The 22,396-nt window shown below is 63.5% G+C and carries 25 protein-coding genes; 14 read left to right on the plus strand and 11 right to left on the minus strand.

What is annotated here, in order from left to right:
• The first annotated feature begins 26 nt into the window (after window positions 1-26).
• From IGS55_RS03840 to IGS55_RS03880, 9 genes are all read left to right on the plus strand, one after another.
• Window positions 27-704, plus strand: coding sequence for a hypothetical protein (locus IGS55_RS03840; protein WP_230516067.1), 678 nt, complete (start codon window positions 27-29; stop codon window positions 702-704).
• Between the two features lie 24 nt (window positions 705-728).
• Window positions 729-1,061 carry a hypothetical protein gene (locus IGS55_RS03845; protein ID WP_230516068.1) on the plus strand — a complete coding sequence of 111 codons (333 nt, stop codon included), beginning with the start codon at window positions 729-731 and terminating at the stop codon, window positions 1,059-1,061.
• 103 nt (window positions 1,062-1,164) lie between these two features.
• The gene (locus tag IGS55_RS03850; protein ID WP_230516069.1) at window positions 1,165-1,800 is read left to right on the plus strand and encodes a hypothetical protein; all 636 of its coding nucleotides are present in this window, start codon (window positions 1,165-1,167) and stop codon (window positions 1,798-1,800) included.
• An 85-nt stretch (window positions 1,801-1,885) separates the two neighbouring features.
• Entirely contained in the window at window positions 1,886-2,737 is an 852-nt protein-coding gene (locus IGS55_RS03855) for an alpha/beta hydrolase (RefSeq protein ID WP_230516070.1), read from the plus strand.
• Between the two features lie 110 nt (window positions 2,738-2,847).
• Window positions 2,848-3,702: an undecaprenyl-diphosphate phosphatase gene (locus IGS55_RS03860; RefSeq protein ID WP_230516071.1), complete on the plus strand. Its 855-nt coding sequence runs from the start codon at window positions 2,848-2,850 to the stop codon at window positions 3,700-3,702.
• A gap of 60 nt (window positions 3,703-3,762) precedes the next feature.
• A complete protein-coding gene (gene mntP, locus IGS55_RS03865; RefSeq protein WP_034756017.1) occupies window positions 3,763-4,332 on the plus strand; it encodes a manganese efflux pump MntP in 570 nt (189 codons plus the stop codon).
• A gap of 84 nt (window positions 4,333-4,416) precedes the next feature.
• Window positions 4,417-4,623, plus strand: coding sequence for a hypothetical protein (locus tag IGS55_RS03870; RefSeq protein ID WP_034756014.1), 207 nt, complete (start codon window positions 4,417-4,419; stop codon window positions 4,621-4,623).
• A gap of 233 nt (window positions 4,624-4,856) precedes the next feature.
• Window positions 4,857-5,162 (plus strand): hypothetical protein, encoded by a 306-nt coding sequence (locus tag IGS55_RS03875; protein WP_230516072.1) that lies wholly within the window; start codon window positions 4,857-4,859, stop codon window positions 5,160-5,162.
• A 73-nt stretch (window positions 5,163-5,235) separates the two neighbouring features.
• The gene (locus tag IGS55_RS03880) at window positions 5,236-5,481 is read left to right on the plus strand and encodes a hypothetical protein (RefSeq protein WP_128143146.1); all 246 of its coding nucleotides are present in this window, start codon (window positions 5,236-5,238) and stop codon (window positions 5,479-5,481) included.
• Window positions 5,482-5,488: 7 nt separating this feature from the next.
• Here IGS55_RS03880 and IGS55_RS03885 read toward each other — a convergent pair whose 3' ends face one another.
• Window positions 5,489-5,710 (minus strand): hypothetical protein, encoded by a 222-nt coding sequence (locus IGS55_RS03885; RefSeq protein ID WP_034756009.1) that lies wholly within the window; start codon window positions 5,708-5,710, stop codon window positions 5,489-5,491.
• A gap of 142 nt (window positions 5,711-5,852) precedes the next feature.
• Between IGS55_RS03885 and IGS55_RS03890 the strand changes: the two genes are divergently transcribed.
• The gene (locus tag IGS55_RS03890; RefSeq protein WP_230516073.1) at window positions 5,853-6,563 is read left to right on the plus strand and encodes an SOS response-associated peptidase; all 711 of its coding nucleotides are present in this window, start codon (window positions 5,853-5,855) and stop codon (window positions 6,561-6,563) included.
• A gap of 1 nt (window position 6,564) precedes the next feature.
• Here the strand turns inward: IGS55_RS03890 and IGS55_RS03895 are convergent, their stop codons facing one another.
• From IGS55_RS03895 to queE, 8 genes are all read right to left on the minus strand, one after another.
• The gene (locus IGS55_RS03895; protein WP_230516074.1) at window positions 6,565-7,746 is read right to left on the minus strand and encodes a DUF418 domain-containing protein; all 1,182 of its coding nucleotides are present in this window, start codon (window positions 7,744-7,746) and stop codon (window positions 6,565-6,567) included.
• A 5-nt stretch (window positions 7,747-7,751) separates the two neighbouring features.
• A complete protein-coding gene (ldcA, locus tag IGS55_RS03900) occupies window positions 7,752-8,669 on the minus strand; it encodes a muramoyltetrapeptide carboxypeptidase (RefSeq protein WP_230516075.1) in 918 nt (305 codons plus the stop codon).
• A 32-nt stretch (window positions 8,670-8,701) separates the two neighbouring features.
• Complete coding sequence (locus IGS55_RS03905) at window positions 8,702-9,619, minus strand: alpha/beta fold hydrolase (protein ID WP_230516076.1); 918 nt, start codon at window positions 9,617-9,619, stop codon at window positions 8,702-8,704.
• 196 nt (window positions 9,620-9,815) lie between these two features.
• The gene (locus tag IGS55_RS03910) at window positions 9,816-10,973 is read right to left on the minus strand and encodes a hemin-degrading factor (RefSeq protein ID WP_230516077.1); all 1,158 of its coding nucleotides are present in this window, start codon (window positions 10,971-10,973) and stop codon (window positions 9,816-9,818) included.
• 62 nt (window positions 10,974-11,035) lie between these two features.
• A complete protein-coding gene (locus tag IGS55_RS03915) occupies window positions 11,036-13,399 on the minus strand; it encodes a TonB-dependent hemoglobin/transferrin/lactoferrin family receptor (protein ID WP_230516078.1) in 2,364 nt (787 codons plus the stop codon).
• A gap of 191 nt (window positions 13,400-13,590) precedes the next feature.
• The gene (gene tadA / locus IGS55_RS03920) at window positions 13,591-14,100 is read right to left on the minus strand and encodes a tRNA adenosine(34) deaminase TadA (protein WP_034755999.1); all 510 of its coding nucleotides are present in this window, start codon (window positions 14,098-14,100) and stop codon (window positions 13,591-13,593) included.
• Window positions 14,093-14,539: a 6-carboxytetrahydropterin synthase QueD gene (gene queD, locus IGS55_RS03925; protein ID WP_034755997.1), complete on the minus strand. Its 447-nt coding sequence runs from the start codon at window positions 14,537-14,539 to the stop codon at window positions 14,093-14,095. Before queD ends, tadA begins: the two co-directional genes overlap by 8 nt.
• 8 nt (window positions 14,540-14,547) lie before the next feature.
• Window positions 14,548-15,183: a 7-carboxy-7-deazaguanine synthase gene (gene queE, locus IGS55_RS03930; RefSeq protein WP_034755996.1), complete on the minus strand. Its 636-nt coding sequence runs from the start codon at window positions 15,181-15,183 to the stop codon at window positions 14,548-14,550.
• Between the two features lie 288 nt (window positions 15,184-15,471).
• Between queE and IGS55_RS03935 the strand changes: the two genes are divergently transcribed.
• The 4 genes from IGS55_RS03935 (at window position 15,472) to IGS55_RS03950 (ending at window position 21,208) form a co-directional block, all read left to right on the plus strand.
• On the plus strand, window positions 15,472-16,371 hold the full coding sequence (locus IGS55_RS03935) for a sensor histidine kinase (RefSeq protein WP_230516079.1): 900 nt from the start codon (window positions 15,472-15,474) through the stop codon (window positions 16,369-16,371).
• 89 nt (window positions 16,372-16,460) lie between these two features.
• Complete coding sequence (locus IGS55_RS03940) at window positions 16,461-17,447, plus strand: sensor domain-containing diguanylate cyclase (RefSeq protein ID WP_230516080.1); 987 nt, start codon at window positions 16,461-16,463, stop codon at window positions 17,445-17,447.
• Window positions 17,448-17,600: 153 nt separating this feature from the next.
• Window positions 17,601-20,468, plus strand: coding sequence for a M16 family metallopeptidase (locus IGS55_RS03945; protein ID WP_230516081.1), 2,868 nt, complete (start codon window positions 17,601-17,603; stop codon window positions 20,466-20,468).
• Between the two features lie 104 nt (window positions 20,469-20,572).
• The gene (locus IGS55_RS03950) at window positions 20,573-21,208 is read left to right on the plus strand and encodes a VOC family protein (protein ID WP_230516082.1); all 636 of its coding nucleotides are present in this window, start codon (window positions 20,573-20,575) and stop codon (window positions 21,206-21,208) included.
• Window positions 21,209-21,244: 36 nt separating this feature from the next.
• Here IGS55_RS03950 and IGS55_RS03955 read toward each other — a convergent pair whose 3' ends face one another.
• Together IGS55_RS03955 and IGS55_RS03960 are read right to left on the minus strand one after the other, a co-directional pair.
• Window positions 21,245-21,499, minus strand: coding sequence for a hypothetical protein (locus IGS55_RS03955; RefSeq protein ID WP_230516083.1), 255 nt, complete (start codon window positions 21,497-21,499; stop codon window positions 21,245-21,247).
• A gap of 21 nt (window positions 21,500-21,520) precedes the next feature.
• A complete protein-coding gene (locus IGS55_RS03960; protein WP_230516084.1) occupies window positions 21,521-22,306 on the minus strand; it encodes a DNA/RNA non-specific endonuclease in 786 nt (261 codons plus the stop codon).
• Window positions 22,307-22,396: the final 90 nt, after the last annotated feature.

Genomic DNA, 22,396 nt, shown 5'->3' on the forward strand with positions numbered 1-22,396 from the left:
CTGACATTAAATCGTGGAGAAAACACATGCACAAGCCATTCCCTGCCGCCAGACTGCTGGCCGCCACCTTCGCCGCCGCGCTGCTGCAGCCCGCCATCGCTGCGGAAACCGCCGTGGAACTGGCGCCCGTCGACGTGGCCAACCTGTACATCAAGACCATCATCAACCATGATGAAGCGAGCGTCGCCCAGCTCAATGCCTACCTGCGCCCCACGCGCCTGGCGGGCCAGCAATCCGCCGAATATGCGTCGTACAGCGGCTTGAAGGAAACGGATGCAATATTCCCCGCAAAAACGGGCAAGCTGATCGCCGACCTGTTCCCTGCCGCCATGCGCGCGGCCGTGACGCCGGCCGCCGAACAACTGGCCGCCAATGTCATCGCCGCCATGAATGGCGCCGCGTGCCAGGCCACCAAAGCGACCCCGGTGACGGTACAAAACGGCATGCAGACGGCTGCCGTCAGCTTCGAATGCCAGGTCGTCAAGGTGCCCGTGGCATGGGCGCCTGCCGCCCAGCAACTGGCGAAGAGCGGCTGCAAGGTCGAGCAATGCAAGGCCGGTCTGCAAAAGATCGCCGCCACCTACACGAGCTCGCCAAAGCAGACGTGGCGCGCCGTGTTTGCCGTCAGCCGCGAAAAGAACTCGGAAGCCTGGCGCAACGATTTCGCGCGCGAAACCTTCGATGAGATCTGGGAATACCTGTAATCCCACACGGAGCTATACACTGCCATGGACAAGCCCAAACTGACCCCGGTCGCCCAGCCCGCAGGCTTGGCCTTGCTGCGTCTGATCGATCCCGACCATGTGGAGGGCGCGGTGGTCGAGCAAGCACTGGCGCAAGACCTGCACGCCCTGCACGGCAAGCAATTGCTGGCGCTGCTGCGCCGGCTGCGTGCCGCCCAATCCAACCAGCAGCACTATGCGGGCGCCAGCGTCGAGCAGGCCGAACAGCTGTTCGGCGCCGCCATCGCCGCCGTCAAGGCGGAGCTGGCCACGCGCCCGCACATTCCCAACAAGCTGGAAGCGAAGGCCTTGCGCCAGGCGGCGGCAAAAAAGCGTTAACCGAGCGAAAGCCGGCCACCAGCAATATCATGCCGTGCGCGCTAGCACGCCGGCCCCCTTCTATAATCGCAAGCTCTCTTGTTTCCGCTATTGAAAGACGCCCATGCCCACACGATCTTCCCGCCGCGTATTGAGCGCCCTTGCTTTCTCCGGCCTGGCCGCCATGCAGGCGGCCCATGCCCAAGCTACCGGCCCCGTCGACGCGCGCGCCGTGTGGCAGGAACGCTCGCTGTCGGCTTGCCGCAGCGAACAATCGCCCACCGCGCCCGACGTCTGCCTGCTGCGCACCATGCAGCGCTCCGGCGCGCGTCCGCAAGCCATCGCCGCCGCCCGGATGCTGGTGAAGGCAAACAAGGCGGGCTTCATCTCCGCCTGGCGCCCGCTGGGCAAGGCGGCCCTGGCCACCGTCACCTATCCGTTTCGCGCCAACACGAATGAAGGCAGTCTGCTGATCGGCAGCGATAGCGCGGCCATCGATGTCGACGAAGATGCCGTGCGCGAGGAAGACCGCGCCACACCGGCCTGGCGCGCGTTTGCCGCCGCCCACCCGGACTCCGTCCCGTTTGCGCCCGCCCATTTCGTCGGCAGCACGGCCACCAACGATGGCGGCCAGCGCCTGCTGTTCTCCACATCCCTGGCCACCTGCCACGCCTGTGCCGCCGATGGCGCGTTGCTGGTCGCCTACACGGTCGACAAGGCGGGAATCGTGCGCGAGCGCAAACTCTTGACGATCAAGTAATGCTGCACCAAAGATAAGATAGAATCGCACGATGGCATGTCTATACGAGTACATGCCATCTATCCACTACTTATTACGGGAAAACATGCGCCGCTCTTGCCTTGCACTGCACCTCACCGCCGCCCTGCTGCTGTCCAGCCCCTTCCACCCCGCCACTGCCGCGCCCGCCGTTACCGCGGCCTCCAGCGCGGCCACGCCGCTCGTCATCGGCGAAAGTTTCAGCATCGATTCGCAAGCGCTGAAAGAACAGCGCCACATCAATGTGTATGTGGCGCGCGCCTGGGATACGCCGCCCGACGCGCCGCTGCCCGTGCTGTACATGCCGGACGGCGGCGTGGCCGAAGACTTTTTGCACGTGGCCGGCTTGCTGCAAGTGTCGGTAGCGAATGGCACGATGCGCCCCTTCATGCTGGTCGGCATGCAAAACACGCAGCGCCGGCGCGACCTGACGGGGCCAACCGATAATGCGCAAGACCGCAAGATCGCGCCCGTCGTGGGCGGTTCGCCAGCCTACCGGGCCTTCATCCGCGATGAACTGATGCCGGAAGTCAAGCGCCGCTACCGCACGACGGGTGAAACGGCCATCGTCGGTGAATCGCTGGCGGGCCTGTTCGTGGTGGAAACCTATCTGCTGGAACCGCAGCTGTTCGACCATTACCTGGCGTTCGATCCCAGCCTGTGGTGGAATCAGGGCGCCCTGCCACGCCAGGCGGCAACCTTGCTGGCCAAGGGCAAGCCGGGCAAGCGCAGCCTGTACCTGGCCTCCAGCAGCGAAGCGGGCATCGCCGTGGAAGTGCAGCGCCTGGCCGACGTGCTGGCGAAACAGGCGCCGCCCGGCTTGCAATGGCATGTGGAGAAGATGCCGGAAGAAAGCCATGGCACGATCTATCACCCGGCAGCCCTGAAGGCTTTCCGCGCCGTGTTCAAACCGCAATAAGCGGCCGGGCAGCAAGACATGGACAAACTGTAATCTGGCGCAGGGGGCCAGCACGGGACCTGGCGGGTAAAATCGGCGGCCCTTCTTTCCCCGCCCGATTACAGATACCCATGAGTTTTCTTCAACTATTTATTCTTTCCATCGTCCAGGGCTTCGCCGAGCTGCTGCCCGTGTCCAGCTCCGCCCACGTCATCATGGCGGAGAAATTGATGGGGCTGGATCCCACGTCGCCGGAGCTGACCATGCTGCTGGTGATGCTGCACACGGGCACCATGTTCGCCGTCATCGTGTATTTCTGGACATCCTGGCGCGCCACCTATTTCAGTTCGGCCGGCGCCTTTCGCAGCAATGTCCTGCTGCTCGCGGCTGCCACGGCCCTGACGGGCATCGTCGGCTTCGGCTTGCTGAAGGGCATTACGCACGTCATGAGCAAGGATGCACCCGGCTTTGAAATCGAACATCTGTTCGGCAATGCGAAACTGATGGCCGCCGCGCTGGCCGCCGCTGGCGTGCTGATCATCGTCTCCTCGCGCCAGCAAGCACGCCAGCATGGCACCTTGTCCATCGGCAAGGCGATGGTGATCGGCGCCGTGCAAGGCCTGTGCCTGCCCTTCCGGGGCTTTTCCCGCTCGGGCGCCACCATTTCCGCCGGCATCGCCATGGGCGTGCCGCAGCGCCGCGCCGAGGAATTCAGCTTCGCCCTGGCCGTCGTGCTGACGCCGGCCGTGCTGGTCAAGGAAGGCTGGCGCTTTTACCAGGCTGTGGCAAATGGCAGCCTGGACCATCTGGAACACGGCAGCAGCCTGCTGCACCTGCTCGGCCCCAGCCTGCTGGGCATGCTGCTGTCGTTCCTGGCCGGCTTGCTGGCCCTGCGCTGGCTGTCGCGCTGGCTGGAACAAGGGCGCTGGCATTTCTTTGGCGCGTATTGCCTGGCCGCTTCCATGGTGGTGCTGTACCTGGGGTAAAATCGCCGGGTTTGCAATTTGCAACTATCCATCCCAGCCAGGTTTTACTGAAAGCCAACGATGAATTTCGCCGCCACCGCCGCCCTCTCGCTTGCCATGTCCACCGATGCCTTCGCGGCCGCCGTGGGCAAGGGCGCCGCCCTGCACAAGCCGCAATGGCGCGAGGCGCTGCGCACGGGCCTGATCTTTGGCGTCATCGAAGCCATCACGCCCATCATCGGCTGGGCCCTGGGCAGCGTGGCGGCGCCCTACGTGGAAGCGTGGGACCACTGGATCGCCTTCAGCCTGCTGGGCATCATCGGCTTGCTGATGATACGCAATGCCTTGAGCGATAGCGACGAGGAGGAAGCGCCGGCCCAGTCGCACTCGTTCTGGGTGCTGGCCGTCACCGGTCTGGCGACCAGCATCGACGCCATGGTCGTGGGCGCGGGGCTGGCCTTGCTGGGCGCGAATATTGTCGTCACAGCCGCCGCCATCGGCTTTTCCACTTTCGTCATGGTGACCCTGGGCGTGATGCTGGGCCGCGTGCTGGGCACGGTGGCGGGCCGACGCGCCGAACTGGTGGGCGGCTTGGTGCTGATCGTCATCGGTTGCGTGATCCTGTACGAGCATATCGGCCATCCGGCCTGAGGCTTGGGCCGATACGCGCGGCCCCGGCGGCGCGCTTTGTGCTACATTCAATGCTCTGCATTCCTGTCTCGCAAGGTGACCATCATGGAAACTATTGAGCTGCTTTTTGCCTCGCTGGTGCGCGAAACGGCCGAATCGATACGCGACCACCACGTCCCTTTTGCCATCAAACACGACGAGCGCGCCTATTTCGAGTGGATGGATGGACATCCGATCAATGGCTATATCCAGGAAGCGTATCGGGAAATCGAGGAAACCGCCCAACAAATCCGCGCCATACGCGCTGGGTGATGACGGCTGCCGCAAGCTACTGCGCGGGGCGCCTTGCGGCTGGCGATGCTCACCGCACTTCAGTGCGGTTGCGCTTCTCAGCCACACATCCCCTCCGCTCGCTACACTTGCGACAAGCATCGATACGTTCGTTAAAGCTGTCCTGTAAACGTATTGATTCAGATCAAACACTCAACCGTTCTAATCGAATTGATAGTCCAAAGCCATGACAATCAGGTCTGGAGGCGGGATACATGGATCAGGGACAAAAACACCAGATCAGGGGTTATGAATTTCATGTGGCGGGGGCGCTGGAGAAGGATGGGCGCTACCGGGGCATGATTTTGATCAGCAAGCGCGGCGATACGCAGCAGGTGTATGCCAAGCCCGTATTGATAGAAACGCCGAGCAGTTTCAAGTCCGTGCATGCGGCCTTGATCGAAGCATCGGCGTATGCGCAGGAACTCATCTATAACGGCGCCATCAAGGCCTTGCTGCCGGCCGATGGTCAGCTGGCCGGAAAACAGGCGCCGCAGCCGCCGGATTTCGTCGGCAACTGACACGGGCAAGCCCATCCGGTCATCCGGGGCGGCGCGTATAATGACGCGCTTTCCCGGATGAAAACTCAACACCATGGAATTTGTGAATTTACCGCTGGTCTTCCTCGTCGGCTGCGCGCTGATCGCCTTGCTGGCCAAGAAAAATGGCTACTCGTGGTATCTGTTTTTCTTCGCGATTGCCGTGCCCGCCCCCCTGTTACTGCTGGCCTTGCCTTATGTACTGGGCGTGGAGACCGCATCGCTGACCTCCGTACGCCTGGGCGCCGCCCTGCTGCTGCCGTTCGCCGGCCTGCTGCTGGCCCTGCGGGGCAAGCGCTAAGGCTATTTCAGCGCGCCGGCACGCCATCTGCCAGGCGCCAGCCGATCGACAAGGCCAGTTGCTGCGCTTCTTTTTCATTGCTGCAATCGTCATAGTCGCAGGTGTCCGCATAGGCGCCGCACGCCTGATTCTGGCTGACATACGAGCCGACCCAGCGGCCATCGCGGCGCTGGCTGGCCGTGGCGCTGATGATAAAACCTTTGTGGATGGTGGGATTTTCAAAAGACATATTTCCTCCGAGGCGAGAGCGTCAGGGACCTGACTGACCTTACTGTGCGCCACCTGCCGCCAGCAGTCTGTACGTTTGATCACACACAGAAAGCACGCACGCGCCTGCCTCGCGGCACCCGGTGATCGGGTATGATTTCAACATGTGTGGACGATTTGATCAAAATGACACGGCGCCCGAGCTGGCGTCATCGTTCGGCTGGACCGACGCGGTATTCGACAGCGAGGCCGAGCCGCACCTGAACGTGTCGCCCGGCACTTACCGGCCCGTGCTGCATATCCAGGATGGCGTGCACCGGGTCGACGATGTCTTCTGGGGCTACCGCCCCGCTTGGGCCGCGCAAGCCGTGCCCGCGCCCGGCAAGAAAAAAATCCCCATCGCCATCAACGCCCGCCTGGAAAAACTCGCGGGCGCCTATTGGAAACCCTTGCTGCGCGCGGGGCGTGGCATTGTCTGCGTTTCCGGCTGGTATGAATGGACGGGAGAAAAAGGCAGCAAGCAGCCGTGGCACATCCACCGCAAGGACCGTGCGCCCCTGTTCCTGCTGGCGCTGGCCCAGTTCGGCCCGTACAAGCACAGCCGCGAAGAAGCGGGTTTCGTGCTGGTGACGGCCGACAGCCTCGGCGGCATGGTCGACATCCACGACCGCCGGCCCGTGGCCGTCAGCCTGGAAGACGCGCACCGCTGGCTCGACCCCGCCTTGACACCGGAGCAAGCGCTGCACCTGGCGCGCACCTGCATGCTCGACGTGGAACTGTTCGAGTGGCATGCCGTCGATAATCCCCTCGTGCCATCGGCCAAACCCAAGCCACCACCGGCCGCGGCGCAAGGCGCGTTCGACTGGGGCGACTAACTCAGGCGGGCAAACGCGCCAGCCGGCGCCACAGCGCTTCCATTGGCCCCTGGCGGAAATGCCGCAGCCAATAGCGGCTGAGCAGCACCTGCCCTGCCATGATCAGCACGGCCAGTCCCAGCATCTCGGCCGGACGCAGTGTTGCGCCCCAGCCCAGGCCCGGCCCTTGCAACAGCCACGTGCCGATCACCGACTGCAGCAGATAATTACTGAGCGCCATGCGTCCCACGGGCGCCAGCCATACCGCCAGCCAGCGCAGCATGAATGGACCGGCCAGCATCAGCGCCGCCACATAGCCGGCCGCCAGCACGGGGCCACCGGCGAACAGGCCCACTTCGAACAGGGCCGTGTCGAATACGGTTTGGTACGGATCGGCCACCTGCCACGCGACGGCGCCCGCGGCCAGCAGGTTGAACGGCAAGCCCACGCCCAGTCCCACGGCACGCACGCGGCGCCACAGCAACTGGTGGCGCTGCGGCCGCGTCAGCCAGCCCAGGCGCACGGACAGGATGCCCAGCAGGAACAGCACGATGATGTGCGGCAGCATGACGATGGCGTATAGCAGGGAAACGAGGAAATCGTTGGCGCGCAGCTTGGCCACGGCCCACGCGCCGCCTTGTGTGTAGATGGCGTAGCGGTCCGCAAAGCCTTGCAGGTCGCGCGCGATGTCAGGCGCGCCGCCCTGCTGGCCCATGGGAATCAGCAAGCACATGAATAATAGAAAACCGGCGGCCACCAGCCAGGCGCGGTTGCGTATGCGGCTCAGTTTGGCGGCTGCCAGCGGCAGGATCAGCATGCCTGCCACCGCATACGAGGTCAGCACGTCGCCGCTCCAGATGAGGAAACCATGCAGCAGGCCAAACACGAGCAGCCAGCGCAAACGGCGCCGATAGGCCGCTTGCGCCTGCTCCCAGCTGCCCAGCTGGCGCTTCAGGGAACGTGTCTGCAGGGCAAAGCCGGCGCCGAACAAAAACGCGAAGATGGGATAGAACTTGAACTGCGCCAGCGCGGCCACGCCGAAAATGACGAGCTGGTCAAGTACAGGCGGCTGGGCCGGCAAGGTGCCGTAGCGCAGGGACAAGGTGCCCCAGGCAAAGCCCCAGATATTGACCAGCAAGATGCCAAACACGGCGATGCCGCGCAGCACGTCGAGCCGCAGCAGCCTGCCGGGCTTGGCGCTCATGGTGTTCAGGGCCGCGCCAGGGTCGGGTAGTCGGTCACTTGCAGGCTGAAGCCGGACGCATCCGATTGCAGGCGCGCGTGGCCGCCGAACGGCAAAGTGACCCGGCGGCGGATATGGCCGAACTCAAGCCCCGTCAGCACGGGCACGGGCAGGCGTTCGCGCACGTAGGCCAGCATGGCGTCGAAATCGTAGCCGTTATCCATGGGGCTCAATTTATAGGCGGAAAAGTCGCCGAGCACCACGGCCTGCTGACGCTGAAACACGCCCGCGTGCAGCAATTGCAGCAGCATGCGCTCGACCCGATATGGGTGTTCGTTGACGTCTTCCAGGAACAAAATGCCGCCATCGATCTCGGGGAAATACGGCGTGCCGAGCAAGTGGACCAGCATGGCCAGGTTGCCGCCCCACAGCTTGCCTTGCAGCGCGACCTGCGGATTGCCCGCCGCCGTGCCCGTGACCATATGCGTGGGGCCGGCCAGGCACGACCACAATTGGTCGAGCGTAAATTGCTCGGGCTCGTCACGGATGAAATCGTCGCAGATCATGGGGCCGGCAAAGCTGGCGCGGCCCGTTTTCGCCATCAAGCCCATGTGGAAGGCCGTGAAGTCGCTGTAGCCGACAAACAGTTTGCCGCTATCGGCCATGGCGGTAAAGTCGATCTCGGGCAGGATGCGGCTGATGCCGTAGCTGCCACGCAAGGCGATCACCACCTGCACGGCCGGGTCGGCAGCGGCCGCATGGAGCTGTGCCAGGCGGCCCGCGTCCGTGCCGCCGAAGCGCTGAAATTTCTGCTCGTGGTCGTAGTAATTGTGGACGGTGGCGCCTTGCGCCTGCAAGCGGGCGATGCCGCGTTCCAAAGCCGCCGCGTCGGGCGCATAACCGCCCGGCGCGACGATGGCGATGCCAATCTCAGGTGTCTTCAAAATGCCCGTGCCTTCAAAAGTTGTGGACGCGCCTAGGCTGGCTGGGAGCGCATCTGGGGCGCCATCTTACCTTGCAGATGCACATCGATCAAGGCAAGCAGGCGCTCGATCAGCTGGGGCGGCATGTCGTGCCCCATGCCTTCGATCACCTCGAGCCGGGCGCCCGGGATCAGCGCCGCCGTATCGATGCCGCAGGCGACGGGGATCAAGGGGTCGGCCGCGCCATGGATCACCAGCGCCGGGCAACTGATGCTCGGCAACAGGGCCGTGCGCTCGCCCGACGCGGCGATGGCCACCATCTGCCGCGCCACGCCTTCGGGGCAGCTGCCGCGCTGCAGCGCCGCTTCGATGCGCTGGTACAGCAGCTTTTCCGACACGGGATAGGCGGGGCTGCCGATGACGCGCACGGTGGCCGCCATGTGCGCCATCAGTTCTGCGCGGCTGGCATTGCGCTTCGGACGTTGCAATAGCGCATTGCGCGCGGCCCGCGTGGGGCCGGGCAAGCCGCGCCGGCCGCTGCTCGACATGATGGACGTCAGGCTGAGCACCTGCAGCGGCGCGCGCGCCGCCATCACTTGCGCGATCATGCCGCCCATCGACACGCCGATCACGTGCGCCTGCGCAATGCGCAGGGCCGCCAGCAAACCGAGCGCGTCGTCCGCCATGTCATTGAGGGTATAGGAAGTTTTGAGGGGCCAGCCCAGCAAGTTTTTCACGTAGGCCAGGGGCAGATACGGCTTGCCCGCCAGCGCCATCTTGCTCGACAGGCCGCAGTCGCGGTTGTCGAAACGCAGCACGCGAAAACCTTGCTCGACGATGCCCTCGACGAAGTCCGCCGGCCAGGCAATCAGTTGCATGCCCAGGCCCATGACCAGCAGCACGCACGGATCGTCGGGGTCGCCGTGGCTTTCATAAGCTATGTTGAGGCCGTTCGCCATGATGGTTGCCATGATTGCCTCTCTTACAGGAACCAGCACGCAGGCACGATCGCTGCGGCCTTGCAACCAGCATACCACTATTGTGCTTCAGACATGAGACCGGCACGCGGCACTCAGCTGAAGTGTTGCTCTGGTCGCACATGACATCAGCTACGGCGTATCGCTGCGGTTCTGTCACGTGCTGATACTCATCAACTTGCAAAAAACCTTATTTTGCCTTTGGCAGACTATCAGCCAGGTCCACCCACGCTTGCGGCTGTGGTTTGCCGCGTTCGCGCACGCCGAAGAAGGAGACCACTTGCGTGCCTTCCTTGTCGAAGAATTCGACGGAAGTGACGCCGCCGCGCTTGACGACCCAGCCGCTGCGCAGGGCCGTGTCGCGGATGTGCAGGTTGAAGTCCGGGTCCAGCACGTTGAAGAAGCCGCCGGCGGCCATGGTTTTTTCGATCTTGCCGCTGTAGATCTGCGTCAAGCCCTCATTGCCCAGGAACACCATGATGGCGACCTTGTCCTTGGCCGCGTTTTCCAGCAGGGTACGCAGCGCTTCCGGCGTCACGCGCTCGACCACGCCGGCCGGCGCCAGGCGCAGCGCCTGTTCGCGCGACAGATGGAATTCGCGCATGATTTGCGCAAACTGGTGCACGTCCGTCATGTCTTTCCAGGCCAGCTGGAATTCCTTGACGTCGATCTCGGCGTCCGGCTTTTCAGCGGCCTTGGGCGCCACGGCCAGCACGTTCAGCTCGGCGCTTTGCCGGGGCATGCGGAAGGTGGCCACCAGCTTGTCGTAGACGGCCACGCCAGGCTCGTTGCGCAGGTAGATCTTGTGCACGGCCGTGCCGTTGGCGTCAAAAAATTGCAGGCTGCGCGTCGGCTTGCCGTCGCGGCCCGCTTGCTCCACGGCAAATGCATATTTCCAGTTTTCAAAGTGGAAACGCAGGTCGATCTGGCCGCCCAGGTAGCCGCCGGCGATATTGCGCTGGCGCGCTTCCGTTTCCGGGTCCTGCTTGGCGTCGGCCTGTTCCGACTTGTCGCCCGCCTGCTTGAACTTGCTGGCGACGCCCGTCGTTTCAATGACGCCGTTTTCATTGCGCGTGATCGCTTGGACGATGCCCAGATCCAGCGCGGCGCGCATGATTTCGCGCGGCTGGTTGCCGTCGGCCTGCAGGCGCGTGACGCCTTTGCCGATATTTGTTGCCAGCAATTGTGCTTCGGACACACCCAGCGCGCGCGCCGCGTCGCGGATCTGCAGCTTCGGCTGTTCCGTGCGCAAGGTGGACCAGCGTTCCGCCAAAGTGGCTGGGGCCGCGTATGCGTTTGCGATCAGCAGGCTGCCTAGCAGGGATAGAACGAGTTTGGATAACTTCATAGAGAGACCATTCAATCAAACATGGAAAAAAAGAGGGGCAAGCACCCCTCCCCGGTTAAAAATCAATAACTGATGCTGAGACTGGCGGCGACGTTGCGGCCCGGCTTGGCGTAGCGCTCGATCTCGGCACGGCTGGCGGCCGTGGTGCCGGCGGACAGGCTGCGCGAAGCGGCGTAATCCCAGTACTTGCGATCCGTCAAGTTGTACACGCCGACGATGACCTTCGCGTTCTTGTGCACGTTCCAGTACGTCGACAAGTCGAAGATGGTGTACGACGGCACCTTGAAGCGCGGCGCGGTCGAGCCCATCAGCAAGTCGTTCGGCGCCTGCTTGTCGCCGGCATGCAGCGCCGTCAGTTCCAGGCCGAACAGCATGTTGGTGTGGTCATAACCGAAGGTCAGCGCCGTCTTGGCCGGCGCCACCGAGGCCAGGCCGCCGCTCTCGCCCGTCCGGGTATTGAAGGAGCGGCCCTTGGCCACGCCCGTGGCCAGGTCGACGCGATAGCCCTGCATGGCCGGTGCCCAGGCGCCCAGCTCCGCACGCAGGGTCAGCTCGCCCCCCCAGGTACGGGCATCGCCGATGTTTTCCGGGCGGAACAAACCCTGCACGATGGTGGGGTAGTTCACGGGATCGTCTTCCTGCATCACGTACTCGATCATGTTCTTGTATTCCGTCTGGTAGACGGACGCGTGCATGCTCAAGCCCTTGACGATGTCGCCCTTCAAACCCAGTTCATAGGCCTGGCTGGTTTCCTTGCGCAAGTTCGCATTGCCCAGCACGGCATAGCCCGTCCCCCTGCCCGTGTAGCTGAAGGAATCATAGGTGCCCGTGCGCTCGGCCGCCGTCGGCAGGCGCGTGCCGCGCGTGAAGGTGGCATATGCGTTCATTTGCGGCAACACTTCCACGGACAGGCTCAGGCTCGGCGTGAAATACGTGTCGCTTTCCTTGCGCACTTCCTTGGCCGCGTTCGGCACGGCGATCACATAATTTTGCAGATTTTTCGGCTCGTTCTTGCGGTAGTCGGCACGCAAGCCCGGCGTCAGCACGGCTTTCTTGCCGGCCAGGTTGAAACTGAGATCGTCGCGCACGTACAGTGCCAGCCTGGTCGTGTCCATGTCGGCCATGCGGTTCTTGTTGGTGATCTGATGCTGGCCCGTGGCAACGATGACACGGTCTTCGCGCCACGGACGGCGCGTTTTCAGCTGTTCCAGCTGCACCCCATACAGCAGCGCGTTGTCCGCATTGAGCTGCTTGAACGCTTCCGACGTCAGGCCGATGCTGTCATTCTTGAAGCTGGTGTCGATGGTACGCTGTGCCGGGCTGCCGAAGGTGTAGAGGCCTTGCGTCTTGTCATCGGTTTTCGCATTCTGCAGATACACTTTCGACGTCAGGCGGTCGAACAGGGCGAAATCCTTGAGCACCACGTCGTGGCCCAGGCTGACGCGCGTGCGCCTGGTGGTGGAATCCTGCTGCACGCCCGTCGGATAATACGTGCTGACCTTGTTGCGCAGATCGCGCTTGTTCTTGCGCTCGAACATATCGACCGTCAAGTCCAGCTTCTGTTCGCCAGGCAAGGTCCACACCAGCTTGGACAGCAAGGCGTTCGAATGCCAGTCGTCGGGGTTGACGGCAGCGCTGCCGCGGCTGTCGAGCTGCTCGCCATCGCGGTGCACATACACGGCCAGGCCTTGCAGGCTGGCGCCGAGTTTGGCGGCGCCCGTCAGGGTGTGCGCATTGCTGCGGTCGGCCGTCGCGCGGCCGTATTTATAGGCCACGTAATGGTCTTGCCCTTCACCCAGATAATCCTCGGGCGACTTGGTGACAAAGGCTACGCCGCCGCCCAGGCCAGGGCTGGCGCCGCTGACGGCCGTCGTGCCCGAATCGATGCGCACTTCGCGGAAGGTTTCAGGATCGAAATAATCACGGCCCGTGCCGAAGGCGTTGAGGGTATTGCCATCGGGCTTAGGTGCCGCGTCGGGCAAGGAAATGCCATCGACGTCCAGGCTGACCCGGTTGCCTTCCAGGCCACGGATGTTGTAGCCCGTGTTGCCCGAACCATCCCACACGCTGCCGGCGCCCGAGGCCGCCATTGGCGTGCTGATCAATGGCTGGTAGCGCACGATGCCGCCCATGTCCGTCACGCCACGGCGCTCCAGGTCGTCGCTGCTAATGACCGTCTTGGTGCCGGCGCGGCGCTCGTAATCCTGCTTGGCATTGACGACAATTTCCGGGAAGACAGGCAGCTTGGCCGGTTCCTGGGCGGCCGTGCCCGCGTTGATGGCGGCATTTTGCGCAACGGCAGGCAGCATCGGTGCGGCAAACAGGCCCAGCAAGGCGGCGCGCAGCACCAGGTTGTGGCGGCGGGCAGGCAGATGAGCTGGGGATACGACGGGTGCAGCGGTGCGCTGCGGAAGCACAGTAGTCATGATGGTCCGGTCTAAGAGTAAAGGCTGGCTCTTGAACCCGGATCGATAACGATGCGCAAGGAAAGTTTGCTGGCGAAAACGATACTGTAACACGAATCATTCTCATTTGAGAATGACAATTGGTCTAGACAGATGTTATTTCGCAACAATTATAAAAATACCAGCCGGATGGCTGGCACATTGGACTGATGTCAGGCCGGCGGATGGGCCAGCTTGCGCGCTTCCGCCTGCGCGCGGCGGCGTTCGGCAAAGAAACGCTTGAGAAAAGCGCCGCACTCGTCGGCCAGCACGCCACCGACGATGGCCGTCTGGTGATTCAGCGCCGGCTGCTCGAACAGATTCAGCACGGAACCGCAGGCGCCCGTCTTCGGGTCGCCCGCGCCGTACACCACGCGCGCCAGACGCGCATGCAGCATGGCGCCCGAACACATCACGCACGGCTCCAGGGTCACGTACAGCTCGCAGCCGGGCAGCCGGTAGTTGCCCAGCTTTTCGGCAGCCGCGCGCAGCGCCATCACTTCCGCGTGCGCGGTCGGATCGTGGCGGCCGATGGGCTGGTTGTAGCCGACGGCGATGACTTCGCCATCCTTGACGACGACGGCGCCGACGGGCACTTCACCGAGGTCCCACGCGTGCTGGGCCTGCTCCAGGGCCAGCTGCATGTAGCGCGCGTCCTGCGCGCTAGCGTGCGTTTCAGTCATCGGTCACTTCTGCCCAGCAATTCGGCGTTTCATGCAGCACCAGCTTATGCAGGTGCAAGCCCGTGCCGAAATGGTCGGTAAACGCGGCCTTCAAAATGTCGAAGGCGATGCGCGCCAGGTTTTCCACGGTCGGAATGCGGTCGATGACGACGGTTTTATGGTCGGGCAGGCTGGCCAGGAAGTCGCGCACGGCCGTGTCTTTTTCGTAGACGAGGAAGGCGTGGTCCCACACGTCGACCAGGTGCTGCTTGGCCAGGGTTTTCACGTCGGAAAAGTCCATGATCATGCCATTGTCGGAATTGCCTTCCGCTTCGATGACCTTGCCGACCAGGGTGATTTCCACCGTGTAGCGGTGGCCGTGCAGGTTGCGGCACTGGCTTTTGTGGTCGGGAATGCGGTGGCCCGCGTCGAATTCGAGCTTGCGTGTGATAGTCAGCATATGTGTTGTTAAGGTATTTGCAGGAGTTTATGGGTTTGCAGGCTCAGCTTCCACTTCGGGTTGCTTTTGCACGTTTCGATGGCCAGCTTCATGTTGTGCGCGGCCAGGGGGCCATCCATCGCCTGCACGAAGAAGTTCTCGAAATCCAGTTGTTCGTAGGCAGCCAGGTCTTGCTGGAACTGGGGAATGACCACCTTGATTTCATTGCCTTTGTGGACGACCAGTGTCGAACCCATCTTCGGGCTGACGCAGATCCAGTCCACGCCGGCCGGCACGGGCAAAGTACCGTTGGTTTCGATGGCGATGGTAAAGCCGACCGCGTGCATGGCGTCGATCAGGGCCGTGTCCAGCTGCAGCAGCGGCTCGCCGCCCGTAAACACCACGTATTTGCTCGGTGCGTAGCTGGCCGGCCACAGGCTGTCGATCAGCGCGGCCAGTTCCTCGGGCGTCTTGAATTTGCCGCCCAGTTCACCGTCCGTGCCGACAAAATCCGTGTCGCAGAACTGGCACACGGCCGTGGCGCGGTCGCTTTCGCGGCCCGTCCACAGGTTGCAGCCGGAAAAGCGGCAAAACACGGCCGGACGGCCCGCGTGCGCACCTTCGCCCTGCAGGGTGTAAAAAATCTCTTTGATGCTATAAGTCACTGTATTTCCTAAGAGCTGGCTGGCGTCCTCGCGCAGGGCGTACGCAGCGATGCCGGCGCATACCGCCGGCGCCGCAAAAGCCGATTGACAACCCTCTATTATATGCCGCCACGACACTTCCCGTGCAAATGCCGTGCCCGTCACCTGGCCGTGCGGCGCGAAAGGACCAGAAAGCCACGGCGAAAGGCATAACTGCGCGGCTTTTGCGTTTAGACAATATAAATAGCCCACAGTTAATATATTTTCTGTAATAAGATTGCCTTCTGGAAAACATTTAGGGAGCGGGAAATGATGCAACGCTGGCCACGCCTGCCGTACCGTCTGAGCATTCTGGCCTGTCTGGCGGCCAGCGCACTCGCCACCCTGCACACCGGATACGCGGCGGGACCGATGCCGCCGGGCGGCGCCCCCTCCCCTTTGATGGCGGCCTGCGCCGTCCTGCTCGGTGCGCTGACGCTGCTGCTGTGGCGCCAGCACCGCCTGGCGCTGCGCCTGCAGGCGCTGGAACAGCTGCGCGAGGACGGCGAGCAGGCGCGCCTGGCCAGCGGGCAACAGCAGGCGCGCGAGCAGGAACGCCTGCGCATCGGGCGCGACATCCACGACGACCTGGGCCAGCATTTGCTGACCCTGAAGATCGACCTGTCCATGCTGCAGACCAGCACGCATGAGGCGGTGCCCCAGCTGGCGCAACAGCTGGCCGTGATCGCGCGCAATGTCGACCTGACCATCGCGGCGCTGCGCTGCGTCATCCATGACCTGCGCCCGCCTGCCCTCGACGCAGGCCTGCAAGCGGCATGCGATGAACTGCTGGCCGACTTTACGCGTACCACCGGCATCGGCTGCGGCTGCGACTACCAGCTCGACGCCGCCGCCGGCCGCGCGCATGGCGCCTTGCTGTATCACGTGGTGCAGGAAGCGCTGGCGAACATTGCCCGCCATGCGCACGCCACGCATGTCCAGCTGTGTCTGCAGCAAACGGGCGCCACCGTGGCTTGCCGCATCAGCGACGACGGCATCGGACTGTCGGGCTCGCCGCCGCGCCTCGGTTGCGGCCTGTCCGGCATGCATGAGCGCGTGGCCGCCGCCGGCGGCAGCCTGCACATCGACAGCCGCAGCGGCGCCGGCACCACCTTGCGCGTGTCGCTGCCCCTGCCGGTCTGCCACGACGAAGCAATGGTCCATCACTGAAAATATTGCTCAATATCAACACCATCGCTACCCCACGCTGCATCATGGCCAACGAGCCAGCCCCATTCACGCCCAAGAAGGATGCTTTCATGCCGGATAGCCACGCACATGCCAGCCCATCGCCATATGGTGAAGCCCAGGGTTTCGCCGTCAAGATGATGGAATTGCTGGTCGTGCCCACCTTTGTACTCGATGTGCATGGCAGGGTGATGATCTGGAACCGCGCCTGCGAGCAGCTGACGGGCGTGCCTGCCGCCGAAGTGCTGGGCGCGCGCGAACCGGGCCGCTGCTTTTACAACGACGAGCGCCCCACCCTGGCCGACCTGCTGCTGGCCGGGCGCGGCGGCGACATGCGCGCCCTGCATACCCAGCAGCAATACCGCAGCAGCACGGGCAGCAATCTGTGCGCGGAAAACTGGTGCGACATGCCGCGCACGGGACGGCGGCGCTACCTGGCCGTCGATGCCAGCCCCATCTACGGCAATCACGGCGAACTGATCGCCGTCGTCGAAACCCTGCGCGACATGACGGACGAAAAGCGCGCGCACGTGGAACTGGAACGCCTGGCCACGCGCGACGGCCTGACGGGCCTGGCCAACCGGCGCTGCTTCGACGACACCATCCTGGCCGAGTGGCAGCGCGCCCAGCGCCAGGGCCAGCCGTTGTCGCTGCTGATGGTCGACGTCGACAATTTCAAGGAATACAACGACAGCCACGGGCACCAGGGCGGCGACCTGTGCCTGCGCAAGGTGGCCGGCGCCGTCGCCAGCGAAATGCGCGCCAACGACCTGGTGGCGCGCTACGGCGGCGAAGAGTTTGCCGTCATCCTGCCAAACCAGTCCCTCAAGGGCGCGGCCATCGTGGCTGAACGCGTCCGCCACCGCGTCGAGCGGCTGCAGTTGCCGCGCAAGCGTCCCGACGGCGCCTGCGTCACCGTCAGCATCGGCGCCGCCACGGCCCTGCCCGGCCCCGGCACGGAACTGGGGCAGCTGATCCATACGGCCGACTGCGCCCTGTACCGCGCCAAGCACCTGGGCCGCAACCGCATCAGCCTGCCGGAAACGACGCTGACCTGAGCACCTGTCCCTGCGGCACGCTTTGCCTGCCCTGACGGGGCCGCCCCTTCATGCCAAAACGCCTTGCCCCTATGCACGGCGGCACGAATATTCTATGCTGCGGCGTTGCACTTTCCACATTCCAAAAAAGAAGGAGCCCCCGTGTCAAGAATCATGCCCGTTTTACTCCCCGCTTTCGCCCTGGCCCTGTCGGCCATGGCCTCGTCGAACCTGGGCGCCGCACCCGTCAAGCCGGCCGCCGCCCACAGCGCTGCCGCCGCCGGCAAGGCCGACCTGCTGCCGTTCAAGGCCACGGAAAAGACCCTGGCGAATGGCTTGAAGATCATCATCGTGCCGACCGGCTTCCCGAACCTGGTCTCCCTGCAAATACCCGTGCAGACGGGTTCGCGCAATGAAGTCGAGCCTGGCAAGTCCGGCTTCGCCCACTTCTTCGAGCACATGATGTTCCGCGGCACCAAGGCCTATCCGCCCGAAAAATACCAGGAAGTCATCACGCGCGCCGGCGCGCGCCAGAACGCGTATACGAGCGACGACCTGACCAATTACCACACGACGTTTGCCAAGCAGGACCTGGAAACCGTGCTGAAGGTGGAAGCGGACCGCTTCCAGCACCTCGATTACGCGGAAGACGCGTTCAAGACGGAGTCGCGTGCCGTGCTGGGCGAATACAACAAGAACAGCGCCAATCCCGTGTCGAAACTGTTCGAAGTGATGCGCGACAGCGCCTACACGACGCATACCTACAAGCACACGACGATGGGTTTCATTCAGGACATCGAAGACATGCCGAACCAGTACGCGTACTCGAAGATCTTCTTCGACCGCTGGTACCGTCCCGAGCGCACCACCATCATCATCGCTGGCGACGTGGAACCGCAGCACGCCATCGCGCTGGTGGAAAAATACTGGAGCGGCTGGCAGCGCGGCAAGCAGCAGGCGGCCGTGCCCGTGGAACCCGCGCCGCGCGGCCCCCTCTACAAGCACGTGGCCTGGCCCACGCCGACCCTGCCATGGGTGGCCGTCGGCTTTCACGCGCCCGCGTTTTCCGTCAAGGACAAGGACCAGGCCGCCCTGGCGACCTTGCTGTCGCTGTCGTTCGGCCGCACCTCGCCGCTGTATAAACGCCTCGTGCAAAACGAGCAAAAGGTCGACCAGTTGTTCGAGATGACGCCGGACCGGGTCGATCCGACCCTGGCCGTGCTGGGCGCGCGCGTGAAAAACATCGATGACGCCGTCTACGTGCGCGACGCGATATTGGCCACCGTGGCGCGGCTGCGCGACACGCCGGTGAGCGAAAAAGACCTGGCGGACGCCAAGTCGGCGGAAAAATACGGTTTGATACGCTCGCTCGACAACACGGAGCAGATCGCCGGCACCCTGGCGTCGTTCGTGCATTTCGACCGCTCGTATGCCACCATCAACCAGTACTACCGCCTGATCGATACCCTCACGCCGGCCGACCTGCAGGCAGCCGCGCGCAAATATCTGACGGACGAGGGCCTGGTGGTGACGACCCTGTCGCATCAGCCGATGGCCGCCGCCATCGCCACCACGCCGAAGCTGGCCAGCCTGCTGCCGGCCGCCTCGAACGCGAAGTTCGACGTGCTGGTGCAAAAGTCCGCGCTGCCGCAAATCCGCTACAAGCTGCTGTTTATGGCCGGTTCCGCGCAAGATCCGCAAGGCAAGGAAGGCCTGGCCGCGCTGACGGCGTCCATGGTGGCGTCGGGCGGCTCGTCCGAGCGCAAGATCGACGAAGTCAACCAGGCCCTGTTCCCGCTGGCCGGCAGTTTCAGCCAGCAGACGGACAAGGAAATGACGACGTTTACGGGCTCCATCCACAAGGATAACTGGACGCAGTTCAACGCCATCGCCCTGCCCCTGCTGCTGTCGCCCGGTTTCCGCGAAGACGACTTCCGCCGCCTGAAGGATGCGCAAAAGAACGCGCTGCTGCTGGACCTGAAGGACAACAACGAAGAGGAATTCGCCAAGGAGCGGCTGCAAACGAACGTCTACGCGGGCACGCCGTACGGCCACCCCGTGCTGGGCACGGTCGCCGGCATCGACGCCATCACCCTCGACGACGTGAAACAGTTCTGGAAGAGCGCGTACGCGCAAGGCGCCGTCAAGGTGGGCATTTCCGGCGACGTCTCCGAGGCCATGACGGCGTCACTGACGCAGGCGCTGGCAAGCTTGCCGGTAGGCCCAGGCTTGCCGGCAACGGTGAAACCCGCGGGCCGCAAGGCGCATGGCCTGGAAGTGGAAATCATCGAGAAAAACACGCGCGCCACGGCGATTTCCTTCGGCCTGCCTTTGGAGGTGACGCGCACGCACCCGGACTTCCCCGCCCTGTGGCTGGCGAAAACATGGCTGGGCGAGCACCGCGCCTCGAATTCCTACCTGTACCAGCGCATCCGTGAAATCCGCGGCATGAACTATGGCGATTATGCGTACATCGAAGCCTTCCCGCGCGGCATGTTCCAGTTCTTCCCGAGCCCGAACCTGGGCCGCAAGGCGCAGCTGTTCGAAATCTGGATCCGCCCCGTGGCGCCGGACAACGCTCACTTCGCCCTGCGCGTGGCCCTGACGGAATTGGGCAAGCTCGTCGACAACGGCCTGACGCAGGACGATTTCGCCACCACGCGCGACTACCTGATGAAGAACGTCTTCGTCATGACGTCGACGCAAGACCAGCAACTGGGCTATGCGCTCGATTCGCAATGGTATGGCACGCCCGAGTTCACCAAGCTGATGCGTGATGGCTTGTCGAAACTGACGCTGGCGGACGTCAACCGCGCCATCAAGCAGCATTTGTCGGCGAAGAACCTGTCCGTCGTGATCGTCGCCAAGGATGCGGCCGGCCTGAAGGAAAAACTCGTCAGCGACGCGTTTTCTCCCATCAAGTACGACGGCAACAAGCCGCAAGCCCTGCTCGATGAAGACAAGGTCATCGGCGCGATGAAACTGGGCATCAAGCCGGCGGCCGTCACCGTGACGCCAGCGGCGCAGGCGTTCGCGAAGTAAGGGCTGGTGCAGGATCCCCCCCCGTCTGACGAAGCATGTCGGATGGGGTGCATCGGGGATGGCCAGACTTGAACACATCAACGACCTGCGGTGAAGGATATGGAATGCCACGCTGTCACATTGATCATATCGCCATCACGGCGCCAACGCTGGAAGCGGGTGCGGAGCTGGTGCGGCTGGCGCTGGGGGTAGAACTTCAGACTGGCGGAGCGCATACCCGCATGGGGACGCATAACCTTCTGCTAAGGCTAGGCGATGCCGTCTACCTGGAAGTGATCGCCCCCGACCCCGAGGCGCCGCTACCGTCCCGGCCCCGCTGGTTCGCGCTTGACACCCTGGCCGCCGATGCGGCGCCGGCACTCGCCACCTGGATAGCCCGCACCGCCGATATCGAGGCCAGCGTTGCGGCGTGTTCGGAGCCGCTTGGCAATATCGAAGCCATGAGCCGGGGTGCCCTGAATTGGCTGATCACCATTCCCGGCGATGGCGCACTGCCCTTGCATGGCGTCGCCCCGGCACTCATCGAGTGGCAAGCGGAGGCGCACCCGGCGGCCAAGCTGCAGGATCAGGGGCTGTCCCTCATCAAGCTCGAACTGTTTCATCCCGAACCGGAACGCATTGCACGCTTGCTGCTATCGCTGGGCCTTGAAGGCCAGCTTGTTGTGCACGCGTCGACAGCGGAACGCGGCGCCGGCCTGGTCGCCCACATCAATACGCCGCAGGGACCGCGCCGACTGTAAGCGCGGCGGGCGATCAACCGCCCCCGCGCCGCCAATTCACTCGAAGGGATTGGCCACCGACGTCACCTCGGGCGGCGGCAGCTGGTCGGGCAGCTCGTGCTTTTCCAGCTGCGCCACCACGTCAGCCAGCAGTTTTTGCAGCTGCTTGGCCAGGGCCAGGCCCGGCTTGTCCAGGGTCAGGTCGATGTCGCCGCTGATGCTGATGCGGTCGATCCGGTTTTCAATGGTCAGGCTGCCGATTTCCAGCACATCGCTTTCATTGGCATACGGGACGAATTTCTTTGCGCACATGGGATTTCCTTTTTGACGGTCTTATTTCTTGGACTTGCTCTTCACCTTGGGCAAACTCAGCATGCGCAACTTTTGCTGGCGCGTCAGCGACGGTAACAGATCGATGCCGATCCTGTCTTCCAGTTGCGCAATGCTCAACACTTCATATGTCTTGGTGTCGACGTTTTCAATAAAATAGGCGGCGCCGGCGCGCTGGCGCGGGCTGTACACGGCCTTGTACAGATGGCTGGGCACAATGACTCTTCCCACCTTGCGCAGGTTACCGCCAATAAAAGCCGGCCCCGTGATCACATACAGGTCGCCCTCTTTCTTGGCCATCTTGCGTACGGCGCCTTCGATGCCGGCCCACACATAGCGGTTGTTGCGCGAGTCTTGCGGCACCATGTTGGCCAGGGTAAAGCTGTCGCGCTGGCTCTGGCGGTCCGGCATGTCGCCGTTGGGCGCCATATGGCCACGGTCGAAGCCGCTGCGCGCATAATCGACCAGCTCCGCGCGCTGGGCGGCGGGCAGCTTGCGTTCGGCGTGGAAGGAGTTTTCGCGCGACAAGTCCTGCGCCGCTTCCAGATTGTTCGCCGTCAAGTGCTCGGCCGACCACAGCGGCGTGCGCGTGATACCCGAGTGCATTACGCCAAACACGTTGTAGCACAGCTCTTTGGTTGCCACGTCCAGCTTGGGGTTGGTGATTTCCGGCTTCCGGCCATCGACGTAATGGGCGGGACAGGCATCGGCATGCGCCAGGTTCGCGGCAAAGGCGCAAGCCAGCAAGCCGCACGCCAGGGTCAGCCTGGCGATCGATCGTTGAATCATATTTCCCTAAGTGAAATCATTGCAGGCCAGCATTCTAGCGGACGGCGGCCATCATCACAAACCCGCGCAAACCTGGCGTGCGCGACGAAA

This window comes from Janthinobacterium sp. EB271-G4-3-2, assembly GCF_020858035.1.
GTDB lineage: Bacteria > Pseudomonadota > Gammaproteobacteria > Burkholderiales > Burkholderiaceae_D > Janthinobacterium > Janthinobacterium aestuarii.

Bases quoted from the DNA above. Each gene is read 5' to 3' on its own strand.
- IGS55_RS03940 (WP_230516080.1), top strand. From the start codon at position 16,461: ATGCCGGATAGCCACGCACATGCCAGCCCATCGCCATATGGTGAAGCC.
- IGS55_RS03890 (WP_230516073.1), top strand. From the start codon at position 5,853: ATGTGTGGACGATTTGATCAAAATGACACGGCGCCCGAGCTGGCGTCA.
- IGS55_RS03935 (WP_230516079.1), top strand. From the start codon at position 15,472: ATGATGCAACGCTGGCCACGCCTGCCGTACCGTCTGAGCATTCTGGCC.
- queD (WP_034755997.1), bottom strand. From the start codon at position 14,539: ATGCTGACTATCACACGCAAGCTCGAATTCGACGCGGGCCACCGCATT.
- IGS55_RS03850 (WP_230516069.1), top strand. From the start codon at position 1,165: ATGCCCACACGATCTTCCCGCCGCGTATTGAGCGCCCTTGCTTTCTCC.
- IGS55_RS03905 (WP_230516076.1), bottom strand. From the start codon at position 9,619: ATGGCAACCATCATGGCGAACGGCCTCAACATAGCTTATGAAAGCCAC.
- IGS55_RS03945 (WP_230516081.1), top strand. From the start codon at position 17,601: ATGCCCGTTTTACTCCCCGCTTTCGCCCTGGCCCTGTCGGCCATGGCC.
- IGS55_RS03950 (WP_230516082.1), top strand. From the start codon at position 20,573: ATGCCACGCTGTCACATTGATCATATCGCCATCACGGCGCCAACGCTG.
- IGS55_RS03870 (WP_034756014.1), top strand. From the start codon at position 4,417: ATGGAAACTATTGAGCTGCTTTTTGCCTCGCTGGTGCGCGAAACGGCC.
- IGS55_RS03955 (WP_230516083.1), bottom strand. From the start codon at position 21,499: ATGTGCGCAAAGAAATTCGTCCCGTATGCCAATGAAAGCGATGTGCTG.
- IGS55_RS03855 (WP_230516070.1), top strand. From the start codon at position 1,886: ATGCGCCGCTCTTGCCTTGCACTGCACCTCACCGCCGCCCTGCTGCTG.
- IGS55_RS03915 (WP_230516078.1), bottom strand. From the start codon at position 13,399: ATGACTACTGTGCTTCCGCAGCGCACCGCTGCACCCGTCGTATCCCCA.
- IGS55_RS03860 (WP_230516071.1), top strand. From the start codon at position 2,848: ATGAGTTTTCTTCAACTATTTATTCTTTCCATCGTCCAGGGCTTCGCC.
- mntP (WP_034756017.1), top strand. From the start codon at position 3,763: ATGAATTTCGCCGCCACCGCCGCCCTCTCGCTTGCCATGTCCACCGAT.
- IGS55_RS03895 (WP_230516074.1), bottom strand. From the start codon at position 7,746: ATGAGCGCCAAGCCCGGCAGGCTGCTGCGGCTCGACGTGCTGCGCGGC.
- IGS55_RS03960 (WP_230516084.1), bottom strand. From the start codon at position 22,306: ATGATTCAACGATCGATCGCCAGGCTGACCCTGGCGTGCGGCTTGCTG.
- IGS55_RS03875 (WP_230516072.1), top strand. From the start codon at position 4,857: ATGGATCAGGGACAAAAACACCAGATCAGGGGTTATGAATTTCATGTG.
- IGS55_RS03845 (WP_230516068.1), top strand. From the start codon at position 729: ATGGACAAGCCCAAACTGACCCCGGTCGCCCAGCCCGCAGGCTTGGCC.
- tadA (WP_034755999.1), bottom strand. From the start codon at position 14,100: ATGACTGAAACGCACGCTAGCGCGCAGGACGCGCGCTACATGCAGCTG.
- IGS55_RS03840 (WP_230516067.1), top strand. From the start codon at position 27: ATGCACAAGCCATTCCCTGCCGCCAGACTGCTGGCCGCCACCTTCGCC.
- IGS55_RS03880 (WP_128143146.1), top strand. From the start codon at position 5,236: ATGGAATTTGTGAATTTACCGCTGGTCTTCCTCGTCGGCTGCGCGCTG.
- IGS55_RS03885 (WP_034756009.1), bottom strand. From the start codon at position 5,710: ATGTCTTTTGAAAATCCCACCATCCACAAAGGTTTTATCATCAGCGCC.
- IGS55_RS03910 (WP_230516077.1), bottom strand. From the start codon at position 10,973: ATGAAGTTATCCAAACTCGTTCTATCCCTGCTAGGCAGCCTGCTGATC.